Below are 24716 nucleotides of genomic sequence, written 5' to 3'. Positions count from 1 at the left end.
TAGGCCAAAGCCGTAACTAAAATATTCTTTTACGAACGTTCTGAACTTTCAGATCATCCGTAACAAAATATTTATCTAAAAGATTACACTGTATTCACACCGCTCTATCGTGTTTAATCATTTTAACGCATACTGTAGTATGTCAGCAACGTAGATCGCGGAAATGGTATCAAACGTCGGTTTAAAAAGCCGCCAGCTGTGACGGCTGCACGCAGGGATTTAGAAAATAAAGGATATCCGATTATGAGTGTCGATCTGTCCAATAGGCATGCGAATCGCCTGGCTGCCTTTTCGATCACCGACGATGATCTGCGCCTGCTGCAGAACAACCGGGACTTCGCGGAACGACGCCTTCCCGGGCTTTTGCAGCAATGGCACCGTCACTTCTCCGCTTGGCCGGAAATCCAGTCGGCTTTGACCTTGCCTGAAGTCCATGCCGCCCGTGTCGATCATTGGACGCGCGCCGCATCCGGCCGGATCGACTCTGCGTTCGGCGACTCGGCTCGCCGGCTGGCGTCGCTGTTCTACGAGAATGGCGTACCGGCCTATGCGGTTTCGATCTGCCATTACATCGTCAGTTCCAACATTGCCCGTGAACTGGGCCTGACCGGCGGCAGCGACGATGGCATGCTGGCCGGGCTGTTCGGTGCCGCCGACCGCCGCGCCCGGGCCGCACAATTGGAAGCGCTGACCAAGGTGGCGTGGTTCGACATGGAACTGCTGCTGGAAACCTACAAGGAAGCGGAGGAACGCAGCAAGCGCGCCACGCTGGACGAACTTGCCGGGAACTTCGAGCACAGCGTGCAGAGCATCGTCGAGGGCACGGTCGCCGCCTCCAACCAGATGCAGGCTCACGCCCAGCGCATGTCCGAGATTGCCGGCGCCACCAGCCGCCGCTCGTCCGATGTGGCGTCGGAGACGGAAGTCGCTTCGGCAAGCATGCAGACGGTCGCCAGCGCCACGGAGCAGCTTTCGGCCTCCATCGCCGACATCAGCCGCCACGTCAACGAATCCTCCCGCATCTCGACCTCGGCGGTTGAGGAGGCCGAACGGACCAAGGATACGGTCAGCGGCCTGGAAGCGGCGGCACAGCGCATCGGCGAGGTGGTAAGCCTCATCAACAACATCGCCAGCCAGACCAACCTGTTGGCCTTGAACGCCACCATCGAGGCGGCGCGCGCCGGCGAGGCAGGCAAGGGATTTGCCGTCGTCGCCAACGAAGTGAAGCATCTCGCCAACCAGACCGCCAAGGCGACGGAGGACATTTCCGTCCAGATCACCGGAATGCAGAATGCCGCAGGCAGTGCCGCCGAGGCGATCCACGGGGTCGGCCGTACCATCACCCATATCAACGAGATCGTCACCACCGTCGCCGCCACGGTGGAGGAGCAGGCCGCTGCCACCCAGGAAATCACCCGCAACGTTCAGGAGGTCGCGATCGGCGCCCGCCGGGTCACCACTTCGATCGGACAGGTGACGCAATCCTCGTCGGAAACCGGCGACATCGCACATGACGTGCTGTCGGCCGCCGGTCTGCTGCATCGGCAGGCTGACGAACTGCATCGCGGCGTCGGTGACTTCCTGGCCCGCATCCGCTCCGCCCGCTGAGCCCGCAAGGCCACCCTCCCGCATCGCGATGCATGGCTGCCTCCTCCGGCCGCGCCGGTTCCGCGGCTGGACTGCAGGGGCCCGCGGCGGGCAGCATGCCAAGGGTGCGAATCATTTGTGCAGGTATGAGTCCGTGGCGGATCTTTGGAAAGGAGCGGGGCGTTACCAGCTGAAATCCGCGATGCAGTGGGCGGGGCTGCTTATCCTGTCGGCGGCGGCAACGCTGGCGCTGAATGAGATCGGCCTTCCGGCCGCTTGGTTGATCGGCCCGATGATCGCAGCCATCGCGCTGGGGGTCGGCGGTGCCTCGGTCCGAGTGCCGGCGTCGGGCTTCACGGTGGCCCAGGCCATCATCGGTTGCCTCGTGGCGCATGCGGTCACCCCATCGATCCTGTTTTCCATAGCCCATAACTGGCCGTTGATGCTGGGTACGGTCGGGCTGACGGTGCTGGTCAGCGGCATCGTCGGCTGGCTGTTCGTCCGCTATGGCAGCCTGCCAGGCACCACCGCCGCTTGGGGCGTATCGCCGGGCGCCGCCTCGGCCATGGTGGCCATGGCCGGGGATTATGGTGCCGACGCCCGGCTGGTGGCGGTGATGCAATATCTGCGCGTTGTCCTGGTTGTGCTGAGCGCTTCGCTTATGACACATGTACTGACTTCCGGGTCACCGGGAGCCATCTTGCCGGCGGCACCGGTCGAGGCATTGGATCCCCGAGGGATAGCCGCCACTCTGCTGGTCGCAGCAGTAGGAGGCTGGATCGGACACCGCTTCCATATCCCGTCGGGCGCTTTGCTGGTACCGATGGTGTTGGGCGCCCTCGTCCAATCCGGAGCGGGAGTGGCACTGCAGCTTCCGCAGCCGCTGCTGACCATCACCTACACCGTGATAGGTTGGAGCATCGGCCTGCGCTTCACCCGCGAGGTACTCGGCCACGCCCTGCGCGCGGTGCCGCAGATGCTGCTGTCGACCGGGTTGATGATCGCCCTGTGCGGCCTTTCGGCCTGGATGCTGGTCACCCTGCTTCCGACCGACCCGCTGACCGCCTTCCTCGCCACCAGCCCGGGCGGACTCGATTCGGTTGTGGTGATCGCGCTCGGCACCGGCGTAGACCTTCCGCTGGTCCTGGCATTGCAGACCTTGCGACTGTTCGTGGTGGTGCTGTCCGGTCCACCGCTGGCCCGCCTGATTGCCCGATACGCCTGAGCCTCCCCAAAATGGACCGGCGACCAGGCCGCGCCGTTGCGCCGGCCCCGCCCACGGCTCTACTGTTCTCTCTCCTCTTCCCCCGGAGTGCCCCGGCAATGACCGACCAACCCCATCGCCCCGAAACCGTCGCCGCCGGAGCCCTGGGATTCGAGGATGCCGCCAGCGGCGCGGTCATTCCGCCGATCCATCCATCGACCACCTATGTCCGCGATCCCGACAATGGCTATAGCCGGGGGCGGGTCTACGCGCGCGCCGACAATCCGACCTTCGACATTCCGGCCCGCACCATCACAGAGCTGGAGAAGGGCGTCGACACGCTGCTGTTCGCATCCGGCATGGCGGCAGCAACGGCAGTGTTCCAGGCGCTGGACCCGGGTGACCATGTGGTGGTGCCGGACGTGATGTATTGGGCCTTTCGCAATTGGGTGCATGGGCCTGCCACACGCTGGGGCTTGCGGGTCGAAGGGGTTGACACAAGCAACACCGATGCAGTGCGCGCTGCGCTGCGGCCGGGCGAAACCCGGCTGGTGTGGGTGGAGACGCCCGCCAATCCGCTGTGGACCGTCACCGACATCGCAGCGGTAGCGGAACTGGCGCATGAGGCCGGCGCATATCTCGCGGTGGACAGCACGGTGGCGACACCGGTGCTCACCCGGCCGCTCGAACTTGGCGCCGACATCGTCATGCATTCGGCGACCAAGTACCTCAACGGCCATTCGGATGTCGTCGCCGGCACGCTGACCGCCGCCCGCATGGACGAATTCTGGCACAGAATCAAGGCGGTGCAGGCCCAGCAAGGTGGTATTCTCGGCAGTTTCGAGGCATGGTTGCTCCAACGCGGCCTGCGCACCCTGTTCGCGCGCGTCCGTTGGCAAAGCGCCGCCGCCATGTCGCTTGCGGAGCGTTTGTCCACCCATCCGCAGGTGGCCGAAGTGCTCTATCCCGGCCTGCCCGGCTTCCATGGCCACGGTATCGCCGCCCGGCAGATGACCGGCGGCTTCGGTGGCATGCTGTCGATCCGGGTGAAGGGAAATGGAAGTGCCCAAGCCACCCAGGCGGCCATCGACACCGCTGCCCGCGTCGGCATCTGGCGCCGCGCTACGTCTCTGGGCGGCGTGGAAAGCCTGATCGAGCATCGCTCCAGCATCGAAGGTCCATCTTCTCCGGTGCCGGGCGATCTGTTGCGCCTGTCGGTTGGATTGGAGTCTCCGGACGACCTGTTCGAGGATCTGGATCAGGCTCTGCGCCGGGGCTGACCTGCACCCCGGCCTCCTCCTTTTCGTCCACCGTTAGCGGAATCCGAGTATCCCCAGCGCGGATAGGGCTTGACAGTGAGAATGATTCGCGACGTTATTCGCTGAGAATCAGTCGCACATTTGTCAATACCGACCACCGACGTTCGAGGAGACCTCCATGTCGAAGCGCGCTGCCGGCCTCGCCGCCGTAGCCGTCGTTGCCCTTCTGCCCTTCGCCGCCAACGCGGCGGCGCCGGCTTACAAGGACGTGGCGAAGAACTACGCCGACATCGCCCATGCCGCCTATGAGGACGCCACCAACGGCGCAAAGGCGCTGAAGAAGGCGGTGGACGCCCTGGTCGCCAACCCGACCGAGGAAAACCTGGCGAAGGCGCGCGACGTCTGGAAGACCGCCCGCGTTCCCTACATGCAGACGGAAGCCTTCCGTTTCGGCAATCCGATCGTCGACGAGTGGGAAGGCAAGGTCAACGCATGGCCGCTGGACGAGGGCCTGATCGACTATGTCGACGAGGGCTACGCCGGCGGCGAAAGCAACCCCTATGCCAAGGCGAACGTCATCGCCAATCCGAAGATCACGGCCGGCGGCAAGACGATCAACGCCACCAAGATCAACAAGGCTCTGCTTGCCGGCAAGTTGCACGAGGCCGGCAAGGTGGAGGCGAACGTCGCCACCGGCTATCATGCGGTCGAATTCCTGCTGTGGGGCCAGGATCTGCACGGCACCGGTCCGGGCGCAGGCGAGCGCAAGGCGACCGACTATGCCAAGGGCAAGGACTGCACCAACGGCCACTGCGACCGCCGCGCCCAGTATCTGACCGTCGCCACCCAGATGCTGATCGACGATCTGGCCGAGATGACCGCAGACTGGGCGCCGAAGGGCAAGGCCCGGGCCTCCATCGCCAAGGCGCCTGAGAGCGAGGGCGTCGCCCGCATGCTGACCGGTTTGGGCTCCCTCAGCTACGGTGAACTGGCCGGCGAGCGCATGAAGCTCGGCCTGATGCTGCACGATCCGGAAGAGGAGCATGACTGCTTCTCCGACAACACGCACAACTCGCATTATTACGACGAAGTCGGCATGGTGAACGTCTACAACGGCAGCTACAAGCGTACCGACGGCAAGACCGTTTCTGGCGCTTCGCTGTCGCAGTTGGTTGCCGCCAAGTCCACCGACGCCGATGCCGCGGTCAAGGCCGCCATGGCCGACACCATGAAGGCGATGCAGGCGATCAAGGACACCGCCGACAGCGGCAAGATGGCCTACGATCAGATGATTGCCGCCGACAACGACGAAGGCAACAAGCTGGTCGCCACCGCCGTCGACCGTCTCGTCGACCAGAAGAAGGCGCTGGAAGGCGCCGTCAACGCTCTCGGCGTCTCCATCACCGTCGAGGGTTCCGACAGCCTTGACGACCCGTCGAAGGTCGGCAAGTAAACAGCGTCTTCCGGCTCCGGTCCCGCGCCCGCCCGCGCATGACCGCTCCCTTCCTTCCCTTCCGGACCGATCCGGCGTGGGGAATGCGGGGCCGGAGCCGTTCTTTTGCCTTTCGCTTTTTGGACCGCCGTAATGCCGCACCGCCTCGCCGACCCGCTGTCCCGCCGTGCCATCCTGCGCGCCGGGGGTGTCGCCTTCGCGGCTACGGCGCTCGGCGGCACCGGCCTCACGGCACCGGCCGCCGGTGCGCTGAAAGCTGGCCTTGCCGGTCCTGCCCCGGTCACCGCCAGCGGCGATCTGGTCGAGGTGGAACTGGTCGCCCGCCAGCGCATGCAACGGATCCTGCCGGAGCCGGCCGCACCGTCGCCGCTGATCACCTATGCCGACAGCTTCCCCGGTCCCATCGTCCGCATGCGCAAGGGCCAGCGGCTGCGCGCCACCCTGGTGAACGAGTTGGAGGAGCACACCTCCGTCCACTGGCACGGCATCCGCCTGCCGAACCTGGAAGACGGCGTGCCCTACCTGACCCAACCGCCGACCAGGCCCGGCGAACGCCATGTCTATGAATTCACCCCACCCGACGCCGGCTCCTTTTTCTTTCATCCCCACTGCAATACGGTGGAACTGCTGGGCCGCGGGCTGGCCGGCATCCTGATCGTCGAGGAACCGGATGCCCCGAAATTCGACGCCGACGTGGTCTGCCTGGTCAAGGACTGGCAGATCGACAAGAGCGGCAGCTTCGGTGCCTTCACCACCGACCGCGGTGCCTCGCGCGCCGGCACCTTCGGCAGCGTTTCCACCGTCAACGGCGCCATCGATCCGGTCATCGAAGTGCCAGCCAACGGCGACATCCGTGCCCGCCTCTACAACATCGACAGCACCCGCGTCGTCGATCTGCGGATCGAGGGGGCGGAGGCGTGGATCGTCGCGGTCGACGGCAACCCCCTGCCGCCGCGGCCGCTGGACGGCTGGCCGATGGGGCCGGCGATGCGTATCGACGTGCTGTTCCGCGCCCCGGCCAAGGCTGGACAGAGCCTGCGCCTGACCAACGTCTATTCGGCCGAACCCAAGCCGCTCGCCACCTTCCGCGCCGTCGGCCCGGCCCGGCCAAACAAGCGCTTCAAGCCGCGCGCCCTGCCGGCCGCCGGCATCCCGGAGCCCGATCTGAAGAACGCGCCGGTCATTCCGATGGCCTTCTCCGCCACCGCAGTGGCCCAGGGCTTCGACGCTGCGACGGCGGCCGGCCTGCCCTATGCCGACTCGCTGTGCCTGTCGGAAAAGACCTTCTGGGCGATCAACCAGCAGAGCTGGCCGGAGGGCGGACACGAGCGCCTGCCGCCGCCGCTGGTCACGCTGGAGAAGGGCCGCAGCTATGTCTTCGAATTGGCCAACCTGACGCCGCACCTGCACCCGATCCATATCCACGGATACACCTTCAAGGTGCTGTCGTCCGACGGACGCAAGGTGGTGCCGCACCATGCCGATACCGTGTTGCTGGAACCCAAGGAGCGCCTGCGCGTCGCAATCAAGGCCGACAATCCCGGTGACTGGATGTTCCACTGCCACATCATCGAACATCAGGACACTGGTATGATGGGATACATCCGCGTTGCTTGAGTACCGCCTTCCGAAGCTCCGCCGTGCCGCTCTTGCCGTCGGCCTGCTGCTGTCCCTCGCCCCAGCGGCCCCCGCAGCACATGCCGCCGAAAGCCTCGACAACCGCATCGGCGAGGCGCTGTTCCGCCGCATGTGGGTTGCCGCCCCCACCGCCACCCAGGCGGCCGACGGTCTCGGCCCACTCTACAACGCACGCTCCTGTGCAACCTGCCATCCGCGCGGCGGCGGTGGCCGGCCGCCCGACCCGGCGGTGGAGGGCGATCAGGGCGTCGGCTACGTCATCAAGCTGAACGACGACCCTGTCTATGGCCGTCAGATCCAGTCGAACGCCGTCCTGGGGCAGGTGATCGAAGGTCGTCCGCGTGTCACCTACCGCGAGGAGAAGATCCGCTTTCCCGACGGCGCCACCGTCCGGCTGCGCCGCCCGATGCCGGTGGTGACCGACCTGGGCTATGGTCCGCTGGCAGAAGCGACGGTGATGTCCGCCCGCGTGTCTCCTCGGGTCCATGGCATGGGGTTGCTCGACCGCATCCCGGCCGACGCGATCGAGGCCGAGGCGGCGCGGCAGGCGGCTGCCGGCGGCCCGGTGGTCGGGCGGGTGAACCGCGTGACGGTTGCCGGCAAGCCCGAAGTCGGCCGTTTCGGCTGGAAGGCCATGCATCCGACCTTGGACCATCAGGATGCGGAAGCCTTCAGCCTCGACATAGGCATGTCGACACCGGCCTTCCCTGATCCCTGGGGCGACTGCACCCCTGCACAAACTGCCTGCCGCACGGCGCCGCACGGCGATTCGAAGCAGTTCGAAGGGTTGGAGATTCCCAGCACGGTCATCGGCCTGATCGACGGCTATCTGCGCGACCTGCAGCCCGACGGCAGCCTGGAGGCTTCGAAGGACAAAGCCGGCACCGCGCTTTTCATCGACACCGGCTGTGCCGCCTGTCACCGCCCGTCCTGGCGGACGGCCGTGGATCCGGCCCATCCGAGCCTGTCCGACCGCGACATTTTTCCGCACAGCGACATGCTTCTGCACGACCTCGGGCCGGGGCTGGCCGACGCCCTGCCGATGGGCGAGGCCCGCGGCCAGGACTGGCGCACCACGCCGCTGTGGGGCCTGAACCGGCTGGCTGCGAAGGACGGTCAACTGTCCCTGCTGCATGATGGCCGCGCCCGCAGCGTGACCGAGGCGATCCTCTGGCATGGCGGCGAGGCCGAGGAGGCCAAGGGCCGCTTCATGAACCTGCCTGCCGAGGTGCGGAAACGGCTGGTGCGCTACGTACTGGGTTTGTAAAGGAAGAGCGGGATTTTCCTTTGCGGAAAACGACAGAAGGAATGTGATGGTATGCGACGCCGCATAGTGCTTGGACTGATGTCGGCCGCTGCCGCCGTGGCGGCGCTGCTGCCGCGGACGCCGGCCTTCGCCGCCCGCCAGTCAGACAGGGACAGCGCCTTTCTCGTCGGCATGGTCCGCAGCCACGCCCTGCCCCGCTTCGACGCGCTGGCGGATGCCGCCACCGCCTATGCCGATACGCTCGACCGCTTTGCCTCCGGTCCGACAACGGCGGGGTTGGATGAGGCGCGGGCCGCACATGTCAAGGTCACCGACGCCTGGGCCAGGGTCCAGCATCTCCGGCCGGGGCCGCTGACGCTGAACCTGCGCGCCGATCGCATGTCCTTCTGGCCGGAGCGGCCGGGTGTTGTCCAGCGGCAGATCGCGCAGATCCTGCGCGACCAGGACCAGCGGCTGCTGCAGCCTGGCGCGCTCGCCCGCCAGAGCGCTGCGGTCCAGGGTCTGACCGTGCTGGAGCGTCTGCTGTTCGATGAGAATGTCACCGCGGACAGCTTCACCGGCAGCGACGCCAAGCATTTCCGCGCCCAGCTCGCCGCCGCTGCCGCCCACAATATCGCCGCCATCGCCACCGACTCGCGCGATGGCTGGAAGGAGTTGGAGGCGCCGCTGGCCGCCGGCCAACCCACCATGCTCGGCCCGACCGCATCCGAAGCGGTCAACACGCTGTTCTCTTCCGCCATCACCGCGATGCAGGTCATCATCGACCAGAAGTTGATGGCCCCGCTCGGTACCGGCATCGAGGACGCCAAGCCGACGGTGGTGGAGTCGCTGCGCAGCGGTCGCGCGCTCCGCAACATTGCGCTGAACCTGGAGGGGCTACGCGCCCTGCTGATGGGCGAGCATGGCGGTCCGGGGTTCGTCACGCTGCTGCCGGCCAACGACGACGGCGCCACCGCCAAGCAGGCCATCGATGAGAGCTTCGCCGCCGCCATCAGCGCCATCGAGGCGGTGCCCGGCCCTCTGAACAAGGCAATTTCCGATCCCGCCGCCCGCAAAAAGACCGACGGAGCGCTGCGCCTGATCAAGGCAGCACGGGTGGAGATGCTGGGGACGCTCGCTCCTCTGCTCGACATCACGCTGGGCTTCAACGAACTGGATGGAGACTGAGCCATGACGGGGAACGGGGCGATGGGCCGTCGGAACCTCCTCGGCGTGCTGGCCGGCAAAGCGCTTGGGGCCCGCTTGCTGGCGGGCGGGCGCCTGCTGGGCGGCGGGCTGCTCGCCGTCCTGTCGGGCAAGGCCCATGCCGCCGGTGCCGGCACGATCTACCTGAACGCCTATGCCACGGCCGGTGCCGAGCCGAGCTTCGGCGTTGCAGCGCTGGATGGAACCGGCAAGCTGCTGTTTACCACCGCAACCCCCGGCCGCGCCCACGGCATCGTGCCGCGTCCCGGCATCGCCGAGGCGGCCGTCTTCGCCCGCCGGCCGGGACGCTGGTTTCAGACCCTGTCGCTGATCGATGGTACTCCGGGGCCGGTGGTGCGCGCGCCCGACGACCGCCGCTTCACCGGACATGGCGACTATTCCGCCGACGGCCTCATCCTCTATGTCGCCGAGGACGACGTCCCGCGCGAAGTGGGCGCCATCGGCATCTATGACGTCACCGACGGCTACCGCCGCATCGGCGCCATCCCGACCCACGGGCTCGGTCCGCATGAACTGATCCTGATGCACGATGGCACGACGCTGGCGGTCGCCAACGGCGGGGTCATCACCCATCCGGACACCGGCCGGGCCAAGTTGAATCTCGACAGCATGGATTCGTCGCTGACCTATGTGGAGGCGGCGACCGGCACGCTGCTCGACAAGGTCCGCCTGCCGGAGGAGCATGCCAATCTTGGCATCCGTCACATCGCCCAGCTGGAGGACGGTGGCATCGCCTTCGGCGTGCAGGACGAGCGGCCGATCGGCATGCTGCAGCCCCTGACCGGCGCGCATCGGCCCGGCAGCGGCGCCGTCCGCCTGTTCGACACCCCGGAGGATGTGCTGTCGCGCATGCAGGGCTATATCGGCAGCGTCGCGTCGGACGGTATGACGGTCGCCGCCAGTTCGCCGATGGGCGGGGTGATCGGGCTGTGGGACGCGGCGAGCGGCACTTGGCTCGGCTCCACCACGCTTGCCGACGGCTGCGGATTGGCGCCGAACGGCGACGGCTATCTGGCGACCAGCGGGCTGGGCGTGATCGAACCGGTGTCGAACAGCGCCGCCGCCGGACCGGAGCGCCGGGCGCCGGCCTTCCGTTGGGATAACCACCTTACGCGGCGGGTGGCCTGACCCGGTGTTGCCCGGCGTGGAGATTCAGGCCAGCAGCGCCGCCGCATGGTGGCGCAGATGGTCCTCGATGAAGGTGCTGATGAAGAAGTAGCTGTGGTCGTAGCCCGGCTGGATCCGCAGCGTCAGCGGATGACCCGCCAACTCGGCTGCAGCGGCCAGTGCCTGCGGCTTCAACTGGGTCTCCAGGAACCCGTCGCGATCCCCCTGGTCGATCAGGATCGGCAGCCGTTCGGCGGCCGTCGCGATCAGGGCGCAGGCATCCCATTCCAGCCAGCGCTCGCGGTCCGAGCCGAGATAGCGCCCGAACGCCTTCTCCCCCCACGGCACCGCGGCCGGGTTGACGATGGGCGAGAAGGCCGACACCGCCTTGAAGAAGCCCGGATGTTTCAGCGCGCAGACCAGCGCGCCATGCCCGCCCATCGAATGGCCGGCGATCGACCGGCTGCCGGTCACCGGAAAGCCGGCCTCGACCAGCGCCGGCAGTTCCCGCGTCACGTAATCGTGCATGCGGTAGTTGCGCGCCCAGGGCTCTTCGGTCGCATCGACGTAGAATCCGGCACCCTGGCCGAAGTCCCATGCCCCGTCGGGATCTCCCGGCACCCCGTCGCCGCGCGGGCTGGTGTCGGGGGCGACGATGGCCAACCCCAGTTCGGCGGCGACGCGGAAGGCGCCGGCCTTCTGGGTAAAGTTCTCGTCGGTGCAGGTCAGGCCGGACAGCCAGTAGAGGACGGGCACCGAAGCGCCGGCCTCCACCTGCGGCGGCAGGAAGATCGCGAAGGTCATCGCGCAGTCCACCGCCGCGGATTGATGCCGCACCCGCTTCAGCCAGCCGCCGAAGACGCGGGTTTCCGACAGGATGGTGAGGGAGTCGGTCATGGAGGCGCCTTTGTGAAAACGAATGCCGGGAAGAGGCCCTCTCCCAGGTCGGGAGAGGGTTGTTCCATCAATTGTTGTACAGAATGACCGAGCGGATGCTCTTGCCCTCATGCATCAGGTCGAAGGCGTGGTTGATGTCCTCCAGGCCCATGGTGTGGGTGATGAAGGTGTCCAGTTCGAACTCGCCGCGCAGATAACGCTCCACATACTCCGGCAGCTCCGAGCGGCCCTTGACGCCACCGAAGGCGGAGCCGCGCCAGACGCGCCCGGTGACCAGCTGGAACGGCCGGGTGGAGATCTCCTCGCCGGCGCCGGCGACGCCGATGATCACCGACTCGCCCCAGCCCTTGTGGCAGCATTCCAACGCGGCACGCATGATCTTCACGTTGCCGATGCACTCGAAGCTGTAATCGACGCCGCCATCGGTCATCTCGACCAGAACTTCCTGAATCGGACGGTCGTAGTCCATCGGATTGATGACATCGGTGGCGCCCAGCTGTTTGGCGATCTCGAACTTCGACGGATTGATGTCGATGCCGATGATGCGGCTGGCCTTGGCCATGGTGGCGCCGATGATGGCCGACAGGCCGATGCCGCCGAGGCCGAAGATCGCGACGGTCGAACCGGGCTCGACCTTCGCGGTGTTCATCACCGCGCCCATGCCGGTGGTGACGCCGCAGCCCAGCAGGCAGACCTTCTCCAGCGGGGCGGCCTTGTTGATCTTGGCAAGCGCGATCTCGGGCAGCACCGTGTATTCGGAGAAGGTCGAGGTCCCCATATAGTGGGCGATTTCCTTGCCCTTCAGCGAGAAGCGGCTGGTGCCGTCCGGCATCAGGCCCTTGCCCTGGGTGGCGCGGATCGCCTGACACAGATTGGTCTTGCCGGACAGGCAGAATTTGCACTTGCCGCATTCCGGCGTGTACAGCGGGATCACATGGTCGCCAACCGCCACCGAGGTGACGCCGGGACCGACCTCGACCACCACGCCGCCACCTTCATGGCCGAGGATGCAGGGAAACACGCCTTCCGAATCCTTGCCGGACAGGGTGTAGGCGTCGGTATGGCAGACGCCGGTGGCGGCGATGCGAACCATCACCTCGCCAGCCTTGGGCGCCGCGACCTCGACCTCTTCGATCTCGAGCGGACGGTTGGCTTCCCAAGCGACGGCGGCGCGTGACAGGACCATGTGGGCTATCCTTCCCAGAAAGCGAATTGGCATTTGGTTGCCGCAGTGTAGACCGCTGCCGGTCATTGCCAGAACGGCAAATTCGAGAATAGATTTTTGCTGTATGGGGATAATCGGCAAGGAAGGTTGGAGGTGCCATGAGCGGATGGGACGGCATCGACGAGTTCGTGGCGGTGGCGGAAGCCGGCAGCTTTTCTCGAGCGGCAGAGCGGCTGCGGGTTTCGTCCTCCCATGTCAGCCGCTGCGTCGCGCGGCTGGAGGATCGATTGCAGGCCCCGCTGTTCTACCGGACGACCCGAAAGGTCAGCCTGACGGAGAGCGGCCGTACCTTTCTCGCCCGTTGCCAGCGGCTGGCGGAGCAGCGTGACGATGCCTTCCTGGCCGTGGGCGCCCTTCAGGGCGGCGACAGCGAGGTGAAGGGCCTGCTGCGGATGACCTGCGCCACCGCCTATGGCGAGCAGTTCGTCATGCCGCTGATCAACAGCCTGATGGAGCGCAATCCGCAACTGAGCATCGAGGTGGAACTGACCAACCGCCGCCTCGATCTGGTGCAGGAGGGCTACGATCTGGCGATCCGGTTGGGCCGTCTCAGCGAGTCCAGTCTGGTCGCGACCCGCATCGCCCCGCGGGTGATGCATCTGTGCGCCGCCCCCACCTATCTGGAGCGGCATGGTGCACCGGGCAACCTTGCGGACCTGGGCACCCATCAATGCCTGATCGGGACCGCCGACCATTGGCTGTTCGACGACAGTGGCCAGGACTGGCTGTTCCGCCCACGTGGCCGCTGGCGCTGCAACAGCGGCTTTTCCGTTCTGGACGCGGCGCTGCGCGGCTTCGGGCTTTGCCAGTTGCCGGATTATTACGTGCGGGGACCGGTTGCCGAAGGTCGGCTGGTCTCCCTGCTCGACCGCCACCGCCCCCCCAACACCGCGGTATGGGCGGTCTATCCGCAGAAGCGGCATGCCCCGCCCAAGGTCCATGCGGCGATCCGGCATCTGAAGGACGGCCTGGCGCGGAGAACGGAATATCGCTGAGCCAGCGATGTTTGCAAATGCGAATTACTTGCAATTGGGGCGAGGCGGTCATAGGCTGCTTCAGTTCATCGCAAGTGGAGTTCGCCATGACGACCATGTCGTCCCATCGCCGGGCCACACCGTGCCGCGAGCGGTTCCAGGACCTGCGTACGGCGGAGGCGCTTGTCGTCTCCGTCCTGCGGCTGTGGGCGGAGCCCCTGCGGGAGCCCGACCGTCCGCATCCGCACTGGCAGGATGGAATGACCGCAGCCGGCCTGTCCAACGACGCAGCGGTTGCGTTCGATACGTTGATGCGGATCGTGCTGGCTGCCACCACCCGTCCACTCGACCTGCACCGGCCGCCCTGCCCCGCGCTGGGTACCGACGAATCCATGCTGCTCGACATGTTGCGGCTGGTCCAACAAGACCGTCATGGCGAGGCCGGGCTGTTGATGAACGACTGGCTGCCGCTGGCTGGAGTGCGGATGGCGATGGCGCCGCTCTGCGTCCTGGCGTCGGCATTGACCCGCGCCGGCCTGCAGATGCCCGACCCTTCCGACGTGCCTCTCACAAACAAAGCGATTGACGGGATCAATGCGAAGCGGATGGATCGTGTGCAGCCGGCGGCCGACCGCGGCGCCACCCTGCTGCATTGACGCCGGGCCGTCGCGATGCTGATTGCGGCTACCGCCGTACCCCCGCAGCGATGCGATCGGTAAAGGCGGCGACCGCCTGGCTCATCGCCCGGACCAGGCTATCGGGCTCGGCATTGACGCCTGGGATCTCCACGGTTTCGCGGGATGGGCCGATCCTGCGGCCAGCCGCCCCGCCGCCTGCCATGTCACTGCCCGTCGACAGGCTCCATTGCGCATCCAGCACCACGCGGCCGGCCCTGTCGGCGTCGAACCGCAGGACGGTGACGGCCAGTACCGCGGTCCCCTCCGCCAGGGCAGACCCTGCCACCGGCAGAACGGTCATTCCAGGCAGCCGCGCCGCCAGATCGGCGGCCAGGGTGGAGCGCAATCCGTCGGCCAACGGTTCGGCCCAGCGATCGAACTCCAGAGCCTCGACCCTGTTGCCGTCGATGCGGCGCACGATCTGCGGCCGGTCTATCAGCATCGGCAAATCCAGCGATCCGAGCGCCAGCATCTGCGGTGTCGTCCGGGTTGCCTGCACTGCTCCGGACGGTGGAACCATCGCCAATGTGTAGAGCCGGCTGTCCGGCGTCGATTGGCAAGCCGCCAGCAACAGAAGCGGCACCGCCAGTGCCGCCCCTCGCCATCCACGCATCCGCCCCATTGCGTTCCCTCTTGTCGTCACGGTGTCTTGCCCCGAAGCAGTGCTTCCGGGTGGCGTTCCAGATAATCTGCCAGCACACGGAAGGAGCGCGCGGCGTCATTCAGCTGCCGCAGTACGCCAGCCAAGTCGGCTTGTCCGCCACCACCGCCAAGCAGGCCATTGGCGCTGTTCAGCGTGCCTTGGGCAGCGGTGGCCACGCCGCGCAGGCTCTTGACCAGCTCCGGCAATTGACGTCCGGTATCGCGCATCAGCACATCGGCGCTGCCCAGCGCCTTGGCGAGCGCCGCCAGCGAACGCGCTAGGTCCGGCGAACCGGCAACGCCGGTTACGGACTGCAAAGTACCGCGCAGATCGGCGACCAGCCCGTCCAGCGGCAGCGCCGCCACCTTGTCCATCACGGCGCCGGCCGACCGGGTGATCGAATCGATATCGCTGGAGGCGACGGTCGGCAACTCCGACCGCTCGGTGCCCGGCGCTGTCGGCGGATGGCCCGGTTCGTAGTCGAAGGACACCAGCTTCTGCCCGGTCAGCAGGTTGCCCGACGCGAGCCGGCCCCGCATGCCCTTCTCCACCTGCACGGCGATCAGCGTGCGCACCGCCGGCTCGTCCATCGGCTTGCCGTCGATCACGGCATAGGTCCGGGCCACCAGATCGGGTTCGATGTCGATCTCCACCGGAATGTGCAATTCCTGCCGGGCCTCGTCATACTCCAGCCGCACCGCCGAGACATGGCCGACTGTCAGGCCGCGCATCAGCACCGGCGCTCCCGCCTGCAGCCCCTGGACCGATCCGGCGAATTCCAGCCGGTAGCGCACCCGCAGCCGGTCGCGGGCCGCCGCGGCGGTAGCCTGATCCTCGTAAAGCGTGAAGCTGGCCCAGTCCTTCGCCGGCGCCCCGGCTTGAGGGTCGGGCGGGGTTTCCAGCACCACGCCACCGAGCGCGAGAGTCTTCAGGGATTCCGTCTGGAACTTGAAGCCGTCCGCTCCGGCAGAGACCTGGATGCCCGACGAGCGCCAGAAACGGCTTCCCTCATGCACGAGCCCCTCGTAGGGCGCGCGGACGAAGATCGATACCGAGACCATCCGGTCCTGTGGCGACAGGCTGTAACCCATCACCTCGCCGACCTGGACGCCGCGGAAATAGACCGGCGAACCCTGGGCCAGCGAGCCAAGCTGGTCCGTCTTGAGATTGAAGCTGCGGCCGGGCACGTCGGCGCGGATCACCGGCGGCTCGTCGAGAGCGTCGAATTCCCGTCGGTCGCCGCCCCCGCCGGGCTCCATCTCGACATAGGTGCCCGACACCACCGTACTCAGCCCCGACACTCCGCCAAGTCCAAGACGCGGCGCGACCACCCAGAAGCGGGTCCCGTCCTTGAGGTGGGGGGAGGCGGTGCGGTCCATCCGCGCGGTCGCGACCACTTGCGACAGGTCGTCGGACAGCCTGACCGCTTCGATGACGCCCAGTTCGACGTTCTTGTGCTTGATCCGGGTCCGCCCCGCCTCCAAGCCGTCACCGGATTGGAAGGTGATCACGATCTGCGGCCCGCGTTCCTCCAGCCAGCGCCAGCCGAGCCAAGCGGCGATCAGCGCCGCGACCAGCGGCAGCAGCCATAGGAAGGACAGGCGCCGACGCATGGAAACATCCACTTCGGGCGGGTGAGGCGGCGGGGCCGGCGAAGGCTGTTGACCGGCGTCAGTCATGCCGCCGCTCCTCGGCCCGGTCCCACATCACACGGGGGTCGAAGACATGACTGGCCAGCATGGTCAGGATGACCACTGCGGCAAAGGCGATCGCGCCGGTATCGGCACGCACGGAGGCGACGGCGCCGAACTGCACCAGCGCCGTGAGGATGGCGATCATGAATACGTCCACGTTGGACCAACGCCCGATGGCATCGATGAAACGGTAGAGACGGGTCCGTCCCTGCAGCCTGACGGCCGATCCGCGCCATGCCGTGACGACGAACCATGCCAGTCCGCCCAGCTTCAACATCGGAACGGCGACGCTGGCGACAAAGACCAGTAGCGCCAGCGGCCACATGCCGGACGCGGCCAACTCCCCGACACCGCCCAGGATCGTGCTGGGATCGCCCTGGCCGAAATTGACGACGGTCATCACCGGCAACAGGTTGGCCGGCACATACAGGATGGCGCTCGTTGCCACGAGCGCGGTCGTTCGTCCCAGGCTGTCGGGCTCACGTGCATGCAGACGGCTGCTGCAGCGGGTACAACGGTGCGGATCGGCACCGCCATCACAGGAGTGGATGCGTCCGCATACCGAACAGGCGATCCAGCGATGGGGGGGAGGCGCCGGATCGGACGGCACATGGTCGATCGCCGACCACAATGCCCGGCGGTCGAGCCCCTGGTCCATCACCGTGATCGCCAGCACGTAGCCGCCCAGCGCCAACCCACCGGCCAGCACCTCGGCATTGGCAAACCCATACAGCTTGGAATAACCGACCAGTAGCCCGAGAAGGAAAACATCAAGCATTGCCCATGGGCGCAGGACCTCGGTCAGGGCGAACAGCCGGGCGGTCGCCCTCGACGAAGCGGCGGACCGCCCGGTGTGCAGGCGCAGCATCACGGCGATGACCCCCGAGACGCGTGCCACCGGCGCCCCCAGCACCAGCAGGCCGACCAAAAGCGCCAGCGGCCACATACCCTGAGCGGCCAGCGCCTCGATTCCGGTCGTCACCAGCCCTGCCCTGTCGTTGCCCTGGATATGCACAGCCATCAGCGGTTTAACGGCGATCAGCCCCAGCAGCAGCAGCGCCGTCAACGCCATCGGCAACGCATGCTGCGGACCGCCCGCCACATGCCGGTACAACAACGCGCCACATCGGGTACAGCCGGCACGACCGCCAGGCGGCAAGGAACGGACCTGATGCAGCCGTCCGCAATCCGGACAGGCAACCAGATCGTCACGGACCACTCCCTGCACTCCACTCAACCCAACCTTGCCCGACACTGTCGACATGCAAGCACTCGAACCGATTCCATCAGAAAAACCCGCACTCCAATTGGCTTTTTTGAGCTGCAACGCAAGCCCTGGCAAAGGGAATAGGCGAAAATCTGCTGCGATGCAGCAAGGAAAGGCATTGGCAGGGACCAAGCGTGGAATTCACGATTGACCGTCGGATTATGTACATACATTATCTTCGAAACGTCATATTGCAGCGCGGCGCGGAGAGCGGGGTGCAGGGGTTGGCACGGCAAGGCGTGACCGGACAGGACGGATTTGGCGGGCCGGCACGCAAGCCGGAGAGCCTTGCGCTCGACGGCCTCGCGCTCGATGGAAAGGGCCCGCTGTTCGACCAGATCAAGCGCGCCGTCGCCGGCCAGATCCTGCGCGGGCGCTGGCAAAGCGGTGAGCGCCTGCCCAACGAAGCGGAGTTGTCGGCGCTCTACGGCGTTTCCCGCCAGACCGTCAACAAGGCCATCGCGCTGCTGGCGCGCGAAGGCTTCCTGGTCCGCCGCCGCCGGGCCGGCACCTTCGTCGCCACCGGCCGCCGCGACCGCTTCGCCCTTCCCATCGAGGACATCGGCGACGTTGTCGCGCGCGAAGGGCGTGTGTATGAATTCCGCATCCGGGAACGCAAGAACCTTCGCAACGGCGAGGGTATCCGCTGGCCGGACCTGCCGGACGGTACGCCGATACTGGCACTGGAATGCCTGCATTTCAGTGATGGCACACCGATCCAGCACGAGCGCCGTCTGCTCAATCTCGATGCGGTGCCGGAGGTCGCTGAGGAGTCGTTCGAAAGTACGGCGCCCAGCCGTTGGCTGGTCGACAGGGTGCCCTGGTCATCGGCCGAGCATACAGTGCGCGCTGTAAACGCGACTGGAGACATGGCGGCACTGCTGGGTGTGGAGGCCGGTACGGCCTGCCTGTCCATCCGTCGGCAGACCGTGCATCTCAATCGGCCGATCACGCTGGTTCATTTCCTCTCGGTCGGCGACCGCTTCAGCCTGAGCGGCTCGTCGATCACCGACAGTGCGACCGAGTTGAATTTGTAAACACAAAAGGCCCGGCCTCATCCGCCGGCCGCAACAGGGGTATGTTCACGATGGAGAGCAAGGTCATGGTTCGCACGATGTTCAAGGCGGCACTGCTGGGCGCCACGCTGCTGGTCGCCGGTGCAACCGCCGGCACGGCGATGGCCGACACGTTGGCCGACGTCAAGAAGGCAGGCGTCATCACGGTCGCAACCGAAATGCAGTTCCCACCCTTCGATTTCCTTGAGAACAACGAATACAAAGGCGTCGACCGCGACCTGATCGACGAGGTGGCGAAGGAACTGGGCGTCAAGCCCAAGTATATCGACCTGCCCTGGACCAGCGTCCTGCCGGGCCTGGAGGCCAAGAAGTTCGATCTGGTCATCGCGCCCGTCACCATAACCAAGGAGCGTATGAAGCGCTACTCCTTCACCGTTCCGATTTCCGAGGCGACTGCCGCGATCATGAAGCGCGCCGACGACAAGAGCATCAACAAGCCGGAAGACATCGCCGGCAAGAAGGTCGGTGGCGGAAAGGGCACTTCCCAGCTGGCGCAGGTCAAGGAGTTCGGCCAGACCCTGCCGACCCCGCCGGATGTGCGCGAGTATGTCGACAGCAACCAGTCCTACGCCGACCTCGCCGCCGGCCGCGTCGATGCGTCGGTCAACTCGCTGCCGAATCTCGCTTTCGCCGCTGCGCAGCGCAAGGAGACATTCGCCGTCGTCCTGCCGCCCTTCGGCAAGCCCTCCTACTTCTCTTGGGTCGGCCGGCCGAGCGACGATGACAAGAGCCTGATCGAAGCGGTCAACGCCGCCCTGGTGAAGATCCAGAAGGACGGCCGGATGGCCAGCATTCAAAAGAAGTGGTTCGGCGTCTCGCAGGAGCTGCCGACCACGGTTCCGGAACCGCAGCTCTAAGAAAGTCGCATCCTTCCCTCTCTTCCATTGAGAGAGGGAAGGAGTCCCGGCCCTGCCGACAAAGGCCCATTCGATGAAGTTCAGCGTCATCATCGACGCCTTTCCCCATCTGCTGGGGGCGGCCGTCACGACCGTCTGGGTCTCGCTGCTCGGCGTTCTGCTGGGGCAGGTCATCGGCGTGCTCGTCTGCGTGGCGCGTCAATCCGGCGGACGGGCGGCGGACATGGCCGGCGGGGTCTATGTCAGTTTCTTCCGCGGTGTGCCGCTGCTGATCCAGCTTTTGCTGATCTACTACATGTTGCCGCTTGTCGGCATCGACGTGCCTCCGCTCGTGGCCTCCATCGCAGCGCTGGGCCTCGCCTCCGGCGCCTATGTGTCGGAGATCTACCGGGGGGCGCTCAATGCGGTGCCCCACGGCCAGTCGGAGGCGGCATTGGCACTCGGCTTCCCCGGCGCAGCGATCTGGATCCGAATCCTGCTGCCACAGGCCTTCCGGATTTCCGTGCCGGCCCTGGTCAACGAGTTGATCCTGCTGCTGAAGGCGTCCTCGCTGATCTCGGTCGTCGGGGTGGCGGAGTTGACGCGGACGAGCCAGACCATTTCGGCCAGCAATTTCCGCCCACTCGAAATCTATCTTGCGGCGGGCGTCATCTACCTGGCGATCAACGGCGCGCTGGCCCTGTTCGGCACGCTGGTCGAACGCCGGTTGCAACAGGGCTGATGCGATGCTCGATCTTTCCCTGCTGGTCCAGTACGGCCCGGCGCTGCTGCGCGGCTTCGGCGTCACCATCCTGTGCTGGGGGGCCGGCTGCGCCATCGGCATCGTGTTGGGCTTTGCCTTGATGCTGCTGCGACAACTGCCGTTCAAGCCGCTACGCTGGATCATCCGTGCCTATGTCGAGGTGATCCGCGGCACGCCATTCCTGATTCAGCTGTTCCTGCTCTACAGCGGCGGTCCGTCCATCGGCCTGCGTCTGGAGGCGACCGCTGCCGGCATCCTTGGGCTGGGCATCTACGGCAGTGCCTATTTCGCCGAGATCTTCCGCGCCGGCTATCAATCCGTGCCGAAGGGACAGGTGGAGGCCGCGCTCAGCCTCGGCATGTCCTATGGCGCAATCCTGCGCAGGGTGATCGTACCGGCGATGCTGGTTTCCACCGTGCCGGCCATCGTCAACATGATGGCGATCCTGACCAAGGAGACGGTGGTTCTGTCGATCATCACCGTGCCGGAATTGATGTACGAGATGCAGACCATGGCGGCGGAGACCTTCGCCACCTTCGAGACCATCCTGGGGATGGCGCTGTTCTACTGGCTGCTGGTGGAGGTGGTGTCGCGCCTGGGCCGCCGGTTGGAGGCCCGCGTCACCCGTTTCCTGACCCATGCGTCGCCGCAGGGGTCCCCGACCCAGACCGCAACCGCGAGGGCGTGATGATCGCCGTTTCCGAAACCACCACCCTGCCCCGCGCTTCCTCCGGCGCGGACACCGCGCCGATGGTCTCGATCCGCGGCGTCGGCAAGAGCTTCGGCACCAACGAGGTGTTGCGCGACATCGACCTGACTGTCAACAGGTCGGAGGTCGTCTGCCTGATCGGCCCCAGCGGATCGGGCAAGAGCACGCTGCTGCGCTGTATCAACTTTCTGGAAGTGTATGACCGCGGCGAGATTCGCATCGAAGGCAAGCTGGTCGGCTACAGTGAAGACACTCCGCGCCGCCGCCTGTCCAACCGCGACCTGCGGACTTTGCGCCGCAACGTCGGCATGGTGTTCCAGCAGTTCAACCTGTGGCCCCACATGACCGCGCTGGAGAATGTGGCCGAGGCGCTGGTGCAGGTCCGCGGCATGGACAAGGTCGCAGCCGCGGACCGTGCCCGCCAGATGCTCGACCGAGTCGGTTTGTCCGCCAAGGCCGACAGCTACCCCGCCCGCCTGTCCGGCGGCCAGCAGCAGCGGGTCGCCATCGCCCGCGTCATCGCGATGGAACCCCATCTGATGTTGTTCGACGAACCGACCTCCGCGCTCGACCCCGAATTGGTGGGCGAGGTGTTGCAGGTCATGCGCGATCTGGCGGCCGACGGCATGACCATGGTGGTGGTGACTCACGAAATGGGCTTCGCCGCCAATGTCGCCGACAAGGTGGCCTTCCTCGATCATGGCCGAATCGCCGCCTTCGGCACACCGCGCGACGTGTTCCACGAATGCGCAGAACCGCGGGTGCGGCAGTTCCTCCAAACCTACCATGAGAGGAACAGTTTCTGATTTCATACTCTGCCCGGAAATGCACAGGCCCCACCCCTGTCGAAAGATCGGTTTGGGAAACTGGCTGGACTGATGGCTTAATCAAGAAATCAGTATTTGCACCGGACGGACGCAGGCGGAATGGCACAACAATATTATGGAAAAGGCAGTTTTAGCGCCGCACTGTACGATTTTGTCGACGGAGCGCTATGCCCGGAAAGTGAGAAGACATTCTATCGGACACTTGCAATCGGTACTGGAACACCGATTTTGGATATCGGCGCCGGCACAGGGCGGCTGACATTTCCGCTGGCCGAAGCTGGGCACGATGTCGTTGGCATCGACATCTCGGAAGATATGCTGGCCGTTGCTCGCCATAAATTGGACAGTGCCAGTGAAAATGTGAAGAAACGCGTGTCTTTCATGCAGGCAGATATCCGGAAGCTTGATCTGGGCCGCCGTTTCGATCTTGCGATTGCGCCCTATCGGCTTTTTAATTTTCTTCTGGGCGATGATGATCGAAACCAATTCCTGGAGGGATTGCACGGGCATCTATCCGAATGTGGCCGAGCTGTCATCGATTCATGGGGAGCGCGGGACGATACCAGCAATATGCGCCAAACGAGTCCCAACCCCAAAATGGTCGTCAATCTGGAAGGGTCGCCTTTCAATGTGGCACGTACATTCAAAAGCATAACCATCGACCACCAAAAAAGAATTTCAATATTTAAAGTAACTTACGAGATTATGGATAAAGAAAATGAAGTTCTTAAGAGCAAAGATGAATTACTCGAATTGAGATGGTGTCTTCCGGACGAGATGAGAGCTCTGCTTCTACGACATGGTTTTCGTGTGATGGCGGAATTGGGCGGTTTCGACGCGAGTCCCGCCACTGCCCCAGGCGACCGGCTATGGGTCATCGGTCGTGCAGATCGCCGATGATCTGCTTCCTTTCCGCTGATGCCGTCGCGGCGCTGATCGGGTGGTTGTCGACCGGAACTCTCTGCACCAGTCTGTGCCTGAACCGGAAGCGAGCCCGCTTCCCCCTGGCACCCCGCCTGTAAACCGGTTAAGTACCTTTCGCATACGCAATAGAACTGCAACGCGAAAGCCAAGCGTCCGTCGATGATCGAACTCCGGTCCGTCTCCCACGCCTATGGCGACCGTCCCGTGCTGCACGACCTGTCCCTGCGGCTGACGGAGCGACGCATCGCCATCCTCGGCGGCAACGGCTCGGGGAAGAGCACGCTGGCGCGACTGTTGAACGGCCTGATCGTGCCGAACGCCGGCAGTGTCAGCGTGGACGGGCTGGATACCCGGACCGATGGACGCGCGGTACGCCAGCGGGTCGGCTTCGTCTTCCAGAATCCCGATACCCAGATCGTCTATCCGACGGTGGAGGAGGACCTTGCCTTCGGCCTGAAGGCTCGCAAGCTGCCCAAGGCCGAGATCGCCCGACGGGTGTCGGCGGCACTGGAGCGCTACGGCCTCGACCGTTACCGTCACCAGCCGGCGCACCAGATGAGCGGCGGCGAGAAGCAATTGCTGGCCATCGCCGGGGTGCTGGTGCTGGAACCGGCCTATGTGATCTTCGACGAACCCACGACCCTGCTCGACCTGCGCAACCGCCGCAAGGTGGTCGAACTGCTGCGGGGCTTGCCGCAAACCGTCATCGTCGTCACCCACGATCTCGACATGGTGACGGATTTCGACCGGGTGCTGGTGCTGGAGGACGGCCGCATCGTTGCCGACGGTCCGCCTGCCTTGGCCGTGCCGGCCTATGTCGAGCGTCTCGGCTGATGCTGGGGCTTTATCTTCACCGGGACTCGGTGATCCATCGGCTGCCCGCGGGGGCGAAACTGGGCGGTCTGCTGTTGGCGACGGCCCTGGTGCTGGCGCTTCCGGGCGTTTGGGGAGCAATGGCCGCCGCCCTGCTCGGTGCCGGGGTTCTGATCGCTGCGAGGCTGCCGGCGGGACGGGTGCTGCGCGAGTTGCGGGCGCCGATCGTTATGCTGACGCTGCTGTTCGGCTTCCAAGCCCTGCTCGCCGGTGGCGGCTGGGAGGACATGGTGGCTGCCGTCGCCCGCTTCGCCGCGCTGATCCTGCTGGCGACGCTGGTCACGCTGACCACCCGCGTGATGGACATGGTCGATCTCTTCGAATGGCTGTTCGGCCTGATGCGCCCGCTGGGCGTCAATCCGGCCAAGATGGCGCTGATGCTGGCGCTGACCATCCGCTTTATCCCGATGCTGGGCGAGCAGGTGCGCGAGGTGCGGATGGCCCAGCGCGCCCGTGGCGTCGAGCGCAACATAGCCGCCCTGTTCGTTCCGCTGCTGGTCAAGATTCTCACCATGGCCGATGATCTGACCGCCGCGCTTGAAGCGCGCGGCTATGACCCGGCCGATCAGGACTGCCAAAGCGCCAGGAATATTCAACGATAACGTCACCC

At 65.6% G+C, this 24716-nt stretch carries 23 protein-coding genes; 18 read left to right on the top strand and 5 right to left on the bottom strand.

What is annotated here, in order from left to right; genetic code table 11:
* The first annotated feature begins 243 nt into the window (after window positions 1-243).
* The 8 genes from ABMY26_RS02175 to ABMY26_RS02140 all read left to right on the top strand — a co-directional run bounded on the left by ABMY26_RS02175 (window position 244) and on the right by ABMY26_RS02140 (window position 10742).
* Window positions 244-1608 (top strand): methyl-accepting chemotaxis protein, encoded by a 1365-nt coding sequence (locus ABMY26_RS02175; RefSeq protein WP_372394834.1) that lies wholly within the window; start codon window positions 244-246, stop codon window positions 1606-1608.
* Between the two features lie 133 nt (window positions 1609-1741).
* A complete protein-coding gene (locus ABMY26_RS02170) occupies window positions 1742-2812 on the top strand; it encodes an AbrB family transcriptional regulator (protein ID WP_372394833.1) in 1071 nt (356 codons plus the stop codon).
* Window positions 2813-2910: 98 nt separating this feature from the next.
* The gene (locus ABMY26_RS02165) at window positions 2911-4071 is read left to right on the top strand and encodes a PLP-dependent aspartate aminotransferase family protein (protein ID WP_372394832.1); all 1161 of its coding nucleotides are present in this window, start codon (window positions 2911-2913) and stop codon (window positions 4069-4071) included.
* Between the two features lie 157 nt (window positions 4072-4228).
* A complete protein-coding gene (locus ABMY26_RS02160) occupies window positions 4229-5503 on the top strand; it encodes an imelysin family protein (RefSeq protein ID WP_372394831.1) in 1275 nt (424 codons plus the stop codon).
* Window positions 5504-5635: 132 nt separating this feature from the next.
* On the top strand, window positions 5636-7120 hold the full coding sequence (locus ABMY26_RS02155; RefSeq protein ID WP_372394830.1) for a multicopper oxidase family protein: 1485 nt from the start codon (window positions 5636-5638) through the stop codon (window positions 7118-7120).
* A complete protein-coding gene (locus ABMY26_RS02150; RefSeq protein WP_372394829.1) occupies window positions 7113-8408 on the top strand; it encodes a di-heme oxidoredictase family protein in 1296 nt (431 codons plus the stop codon). The genes ABMY26_RS02155 and ABMY26_RS02150 overlap by 8 nt, the downstream gene beginning before the upstream one ends.
* Before the next feature lie 51 nt (window positions 8409-8459).
* Complete coding sequence (locus tag ABMY26_RS02145; RefSeq protein WP_372394828.1) at window positions 8460-9575, top strand: imelysin family protein; 1116 nt, start codon at window positions 8460-8462, stop codon at window positions 9573-9575.
* A gap of 3 nt (window positions 9576-9578) precedes the next feature.
* Window positions 9579-10742: a DUF1513 domain-containing protein gene (locus ABMY26_RS02140; protein ID WP_372394827.1), complete on the top strand. Its 1164-nt coding sequence runs from the start codon at window positions 9579-9581 to the stop codon at window positions 10740-10742.
* A 24-nt stretch (window positions 10743-10766) separates the two neighbouring features.
* Here the strand turns inward: ABMY26_RS02140 and fghA are convergent, their stop codons facing one another.
* Window positions 10767-11618, bottom strand: a complete 852-nt coding sequence (fghA, locus tag ABMY26_RS02135) for an S-formylglutathione hydrolase (RefSeq protein WP_372394826.1) — start codon at window positions 11616-11618, stop codon at window positions 10767-10769.
* Window positions 11619-11685: 67 nt separating this feature from the next.
* Window positions 11686-12804 carry an S-(hydroxymethyl)glutathione dehydrogenase/class III alcohol dehydrogenase gene (locus ABMY26_RS02130; protein ID WP_372394825.1) on the bottom strand — a complete coding sequence of 373 codons (1119 nt, stop codon included), beginning with the start codon at window positions 12802-12804 and terminating at the stop codon, window positions 11686-11688.
* Window positions 12805-12941: 137 nt separating this feature from the next.
* Between ABMY26_RS02130 and ABMY26_RS02125 the strand changes: the two genes are divergently transcribed.
* Together ABMY26_RS02125 and ABMY26_RS02120 are read left to right on the top strand one after the other, a co-directional pair.
* Window positions 12942-13838, top strand: a complete 897-nt coding sequence (locus ABMY26_RS02125) for a LysR family transcriptional regulator (RefSeq protein WP_045583059.1) — start codon at window positions 12942-12944, stop codon at window positions 13836-13838.
* Window positions 13839-13924: 86 nt separating this feature from the next.
* A complete protein-coding gene (locus ABMY26_RS02120) occupies window positions 13925-14473 on the top strand; it encodes a hypothetical protein (RefSeq protein WP_372394824.1) in 549 nt (182 codons plus the stop codon).
* A gap of 28 nt (window positions 14474-14501) precedes the next feature.
* Here the strand turns inward: ABMY26_RS02120 and ABMY26_RS02115 are convergent, their stop codons facing one another.
* From ABMY26_RS02115 to ABMY26_RS02105, 3 genes are read right to left on the bottom strand one after another with little or no spacing between them, the layout of a single operon-like run.
* Window positions 14502-15107 carry a membrane integrity-associated transporter subunit PqiC gene (locus ABMY26_RS02115; RefSeq protein WP_372394823.1) on the bottom strand — a complete coding sequence of 202 codons (606 nt, stop codon included), beginning with the start codon at window positions 15105-15107 and terminating at the stop codon, window positions 14502-14504.
* A 26-nt stretch (window positions 15108-15133) separates the two neighbouring features.
* A complete protein-coding gene (locus tag ABMY26_RS02110) occupies window positions 15134-16750 on the bottom strand; it encodes an intermembrane transport protein PqiB (RefSeq protein WP_372394822.1) in 1617 nt (538 codons plus the stop codon).
* A gap of 58 nt (window positions 16751-16808) precedes the next feature.
* A complete protein-coding gene (locus ABMY26_RS02105; RefSeq protein ID WP_372394821.1) occupies window positions 16809-18050 on the bottom strand; it encodes a paraquat-inducible protein A in 1242 nt (413 codons plus the stop codon).
* A gap of 182 nt (window positions 18051-18232) precedes the next feature.
* On the opposite strand from ABMY26_RS02105, the gene ABMY26_RS02100 reads away from it, so the two are divergent.
* From ABMY26_RS02100 to ABMY26_RS02065, 8 genes are all read left to right on the top strand, one after another.
* The gene (locus ABMY26_RS02100) at window positions 18233-19135 is read left to right on the top strand and encodes a UTRA domain-containing protein (protein WP_372394820.1); all 903 of its coding nucleotides are present in this window, start codon (window positions 18233-18235) and stop codon (window positions 19133-19135) included.
* A 65-nt stretch (window positions 19136-19200) separates the two neighbouring features.
* A complete protein-coding gene (locus ABMY26_RS02095) occupies window positions 19201-20031 on the top strand; it encodes a transporter substrate-binding domain-containing protein (protein WP_045583384.1) in 831 nt (276 codons plus the stop codon).
* A 73-nt stretch (window positions 20032-20104) separates the two neighbouring features.
* A complete protein-coding gene (locus ABMY26_RS02090; protein ID WP_045583063.1) occupies window positions 20105-20752 on the top strand; it encodes an amino acid ABC transporter permease in 648 nt (215 codons plus the stop codon).
* A 4-nt stretch (window positions 20753-20756) separates the two neighbouring features.
* Window positions 20757-21461 (top strand): amino acid ABC transporter permease, encoded by a 705-nt coding sequence (locus tag ABMY26_RS02085; protein WP_372394819.1) that lies wholly within the window; start codon window positions 20757-20759, stop codon window positions 21459-21461.
* Window positions 21461-22288 carry an amino acid ABC transporter ATP-binding protein gene (locus tag ABMY26_RS02080; RefSeq protein WP_372394818.1) on the top strand — a complete coding sequence of 276 codons (828 nt, stop codon included), beginning with the start codon at window positions 21461-21463 and terminating at the stop codon, window positions 22286-22288. The genes ABMY26_RS02085 and ABMY26_RS02080 overlap by 1 nt, the downstream gene beginning before the upstream one ends.
* Before the next feature lie 120 nt (window positions 22289-22408).
* Window positions 22409-23209 carry a class I SAM-dependent methyltransferase gene (locus ABMY26_RS02075; RefSeq protein WP_372394817.1) on the top strand — a complete coding sequence of 267 codons (801 nt, stop codon included), beginning with the start codon at window positions 22409-22411 and terminating at the stop codon, window positions 23207-23209.
* Between the two features lie 183 nt (window positions 23210-23392).
* Window positions 23393-24067, top strand: a complete 675-nt coding sequence (locus ABMY26_RS02070) for an energy-coupling factor ABC transporter ATP-binding protein (RefSeq protein WP_372394816.1) — start codon at window positions 23393-23395, stop codon at window positions 24065-24067.
* Window positions 24067-24708, top strand: a complete 642-nt coding sequence (locus ABMY26_RS02065; RefSeq protein ID WP_372394815.1) for an energy-coupling factor transporter transmembrane protein EcfT — start codon at window positions 24067-24069, stop codon at window positions 24706-24708. The genes ABMY26_RS02070 and ABMY26_RS02065 overlap by 1 nt, the downstream gene beginning before the upstream one ends.
* The last annotated feature ends 8 nt before the right edge of the window (window positions 24709-24716 follow it).

This window comes from Azospirillum sp. HJ39 (assembly GCF_041507355.1).
Classification (GTDB): Bacteria; Pseudomonadota; Alphaproteobacteria; order Azospirillales; family Azospirillaceae; genus Azospirillum; species Azospirillum thiophilum.
This window is presented reverse-complemented; position numbering and strand designations above follow the sequence as displayed.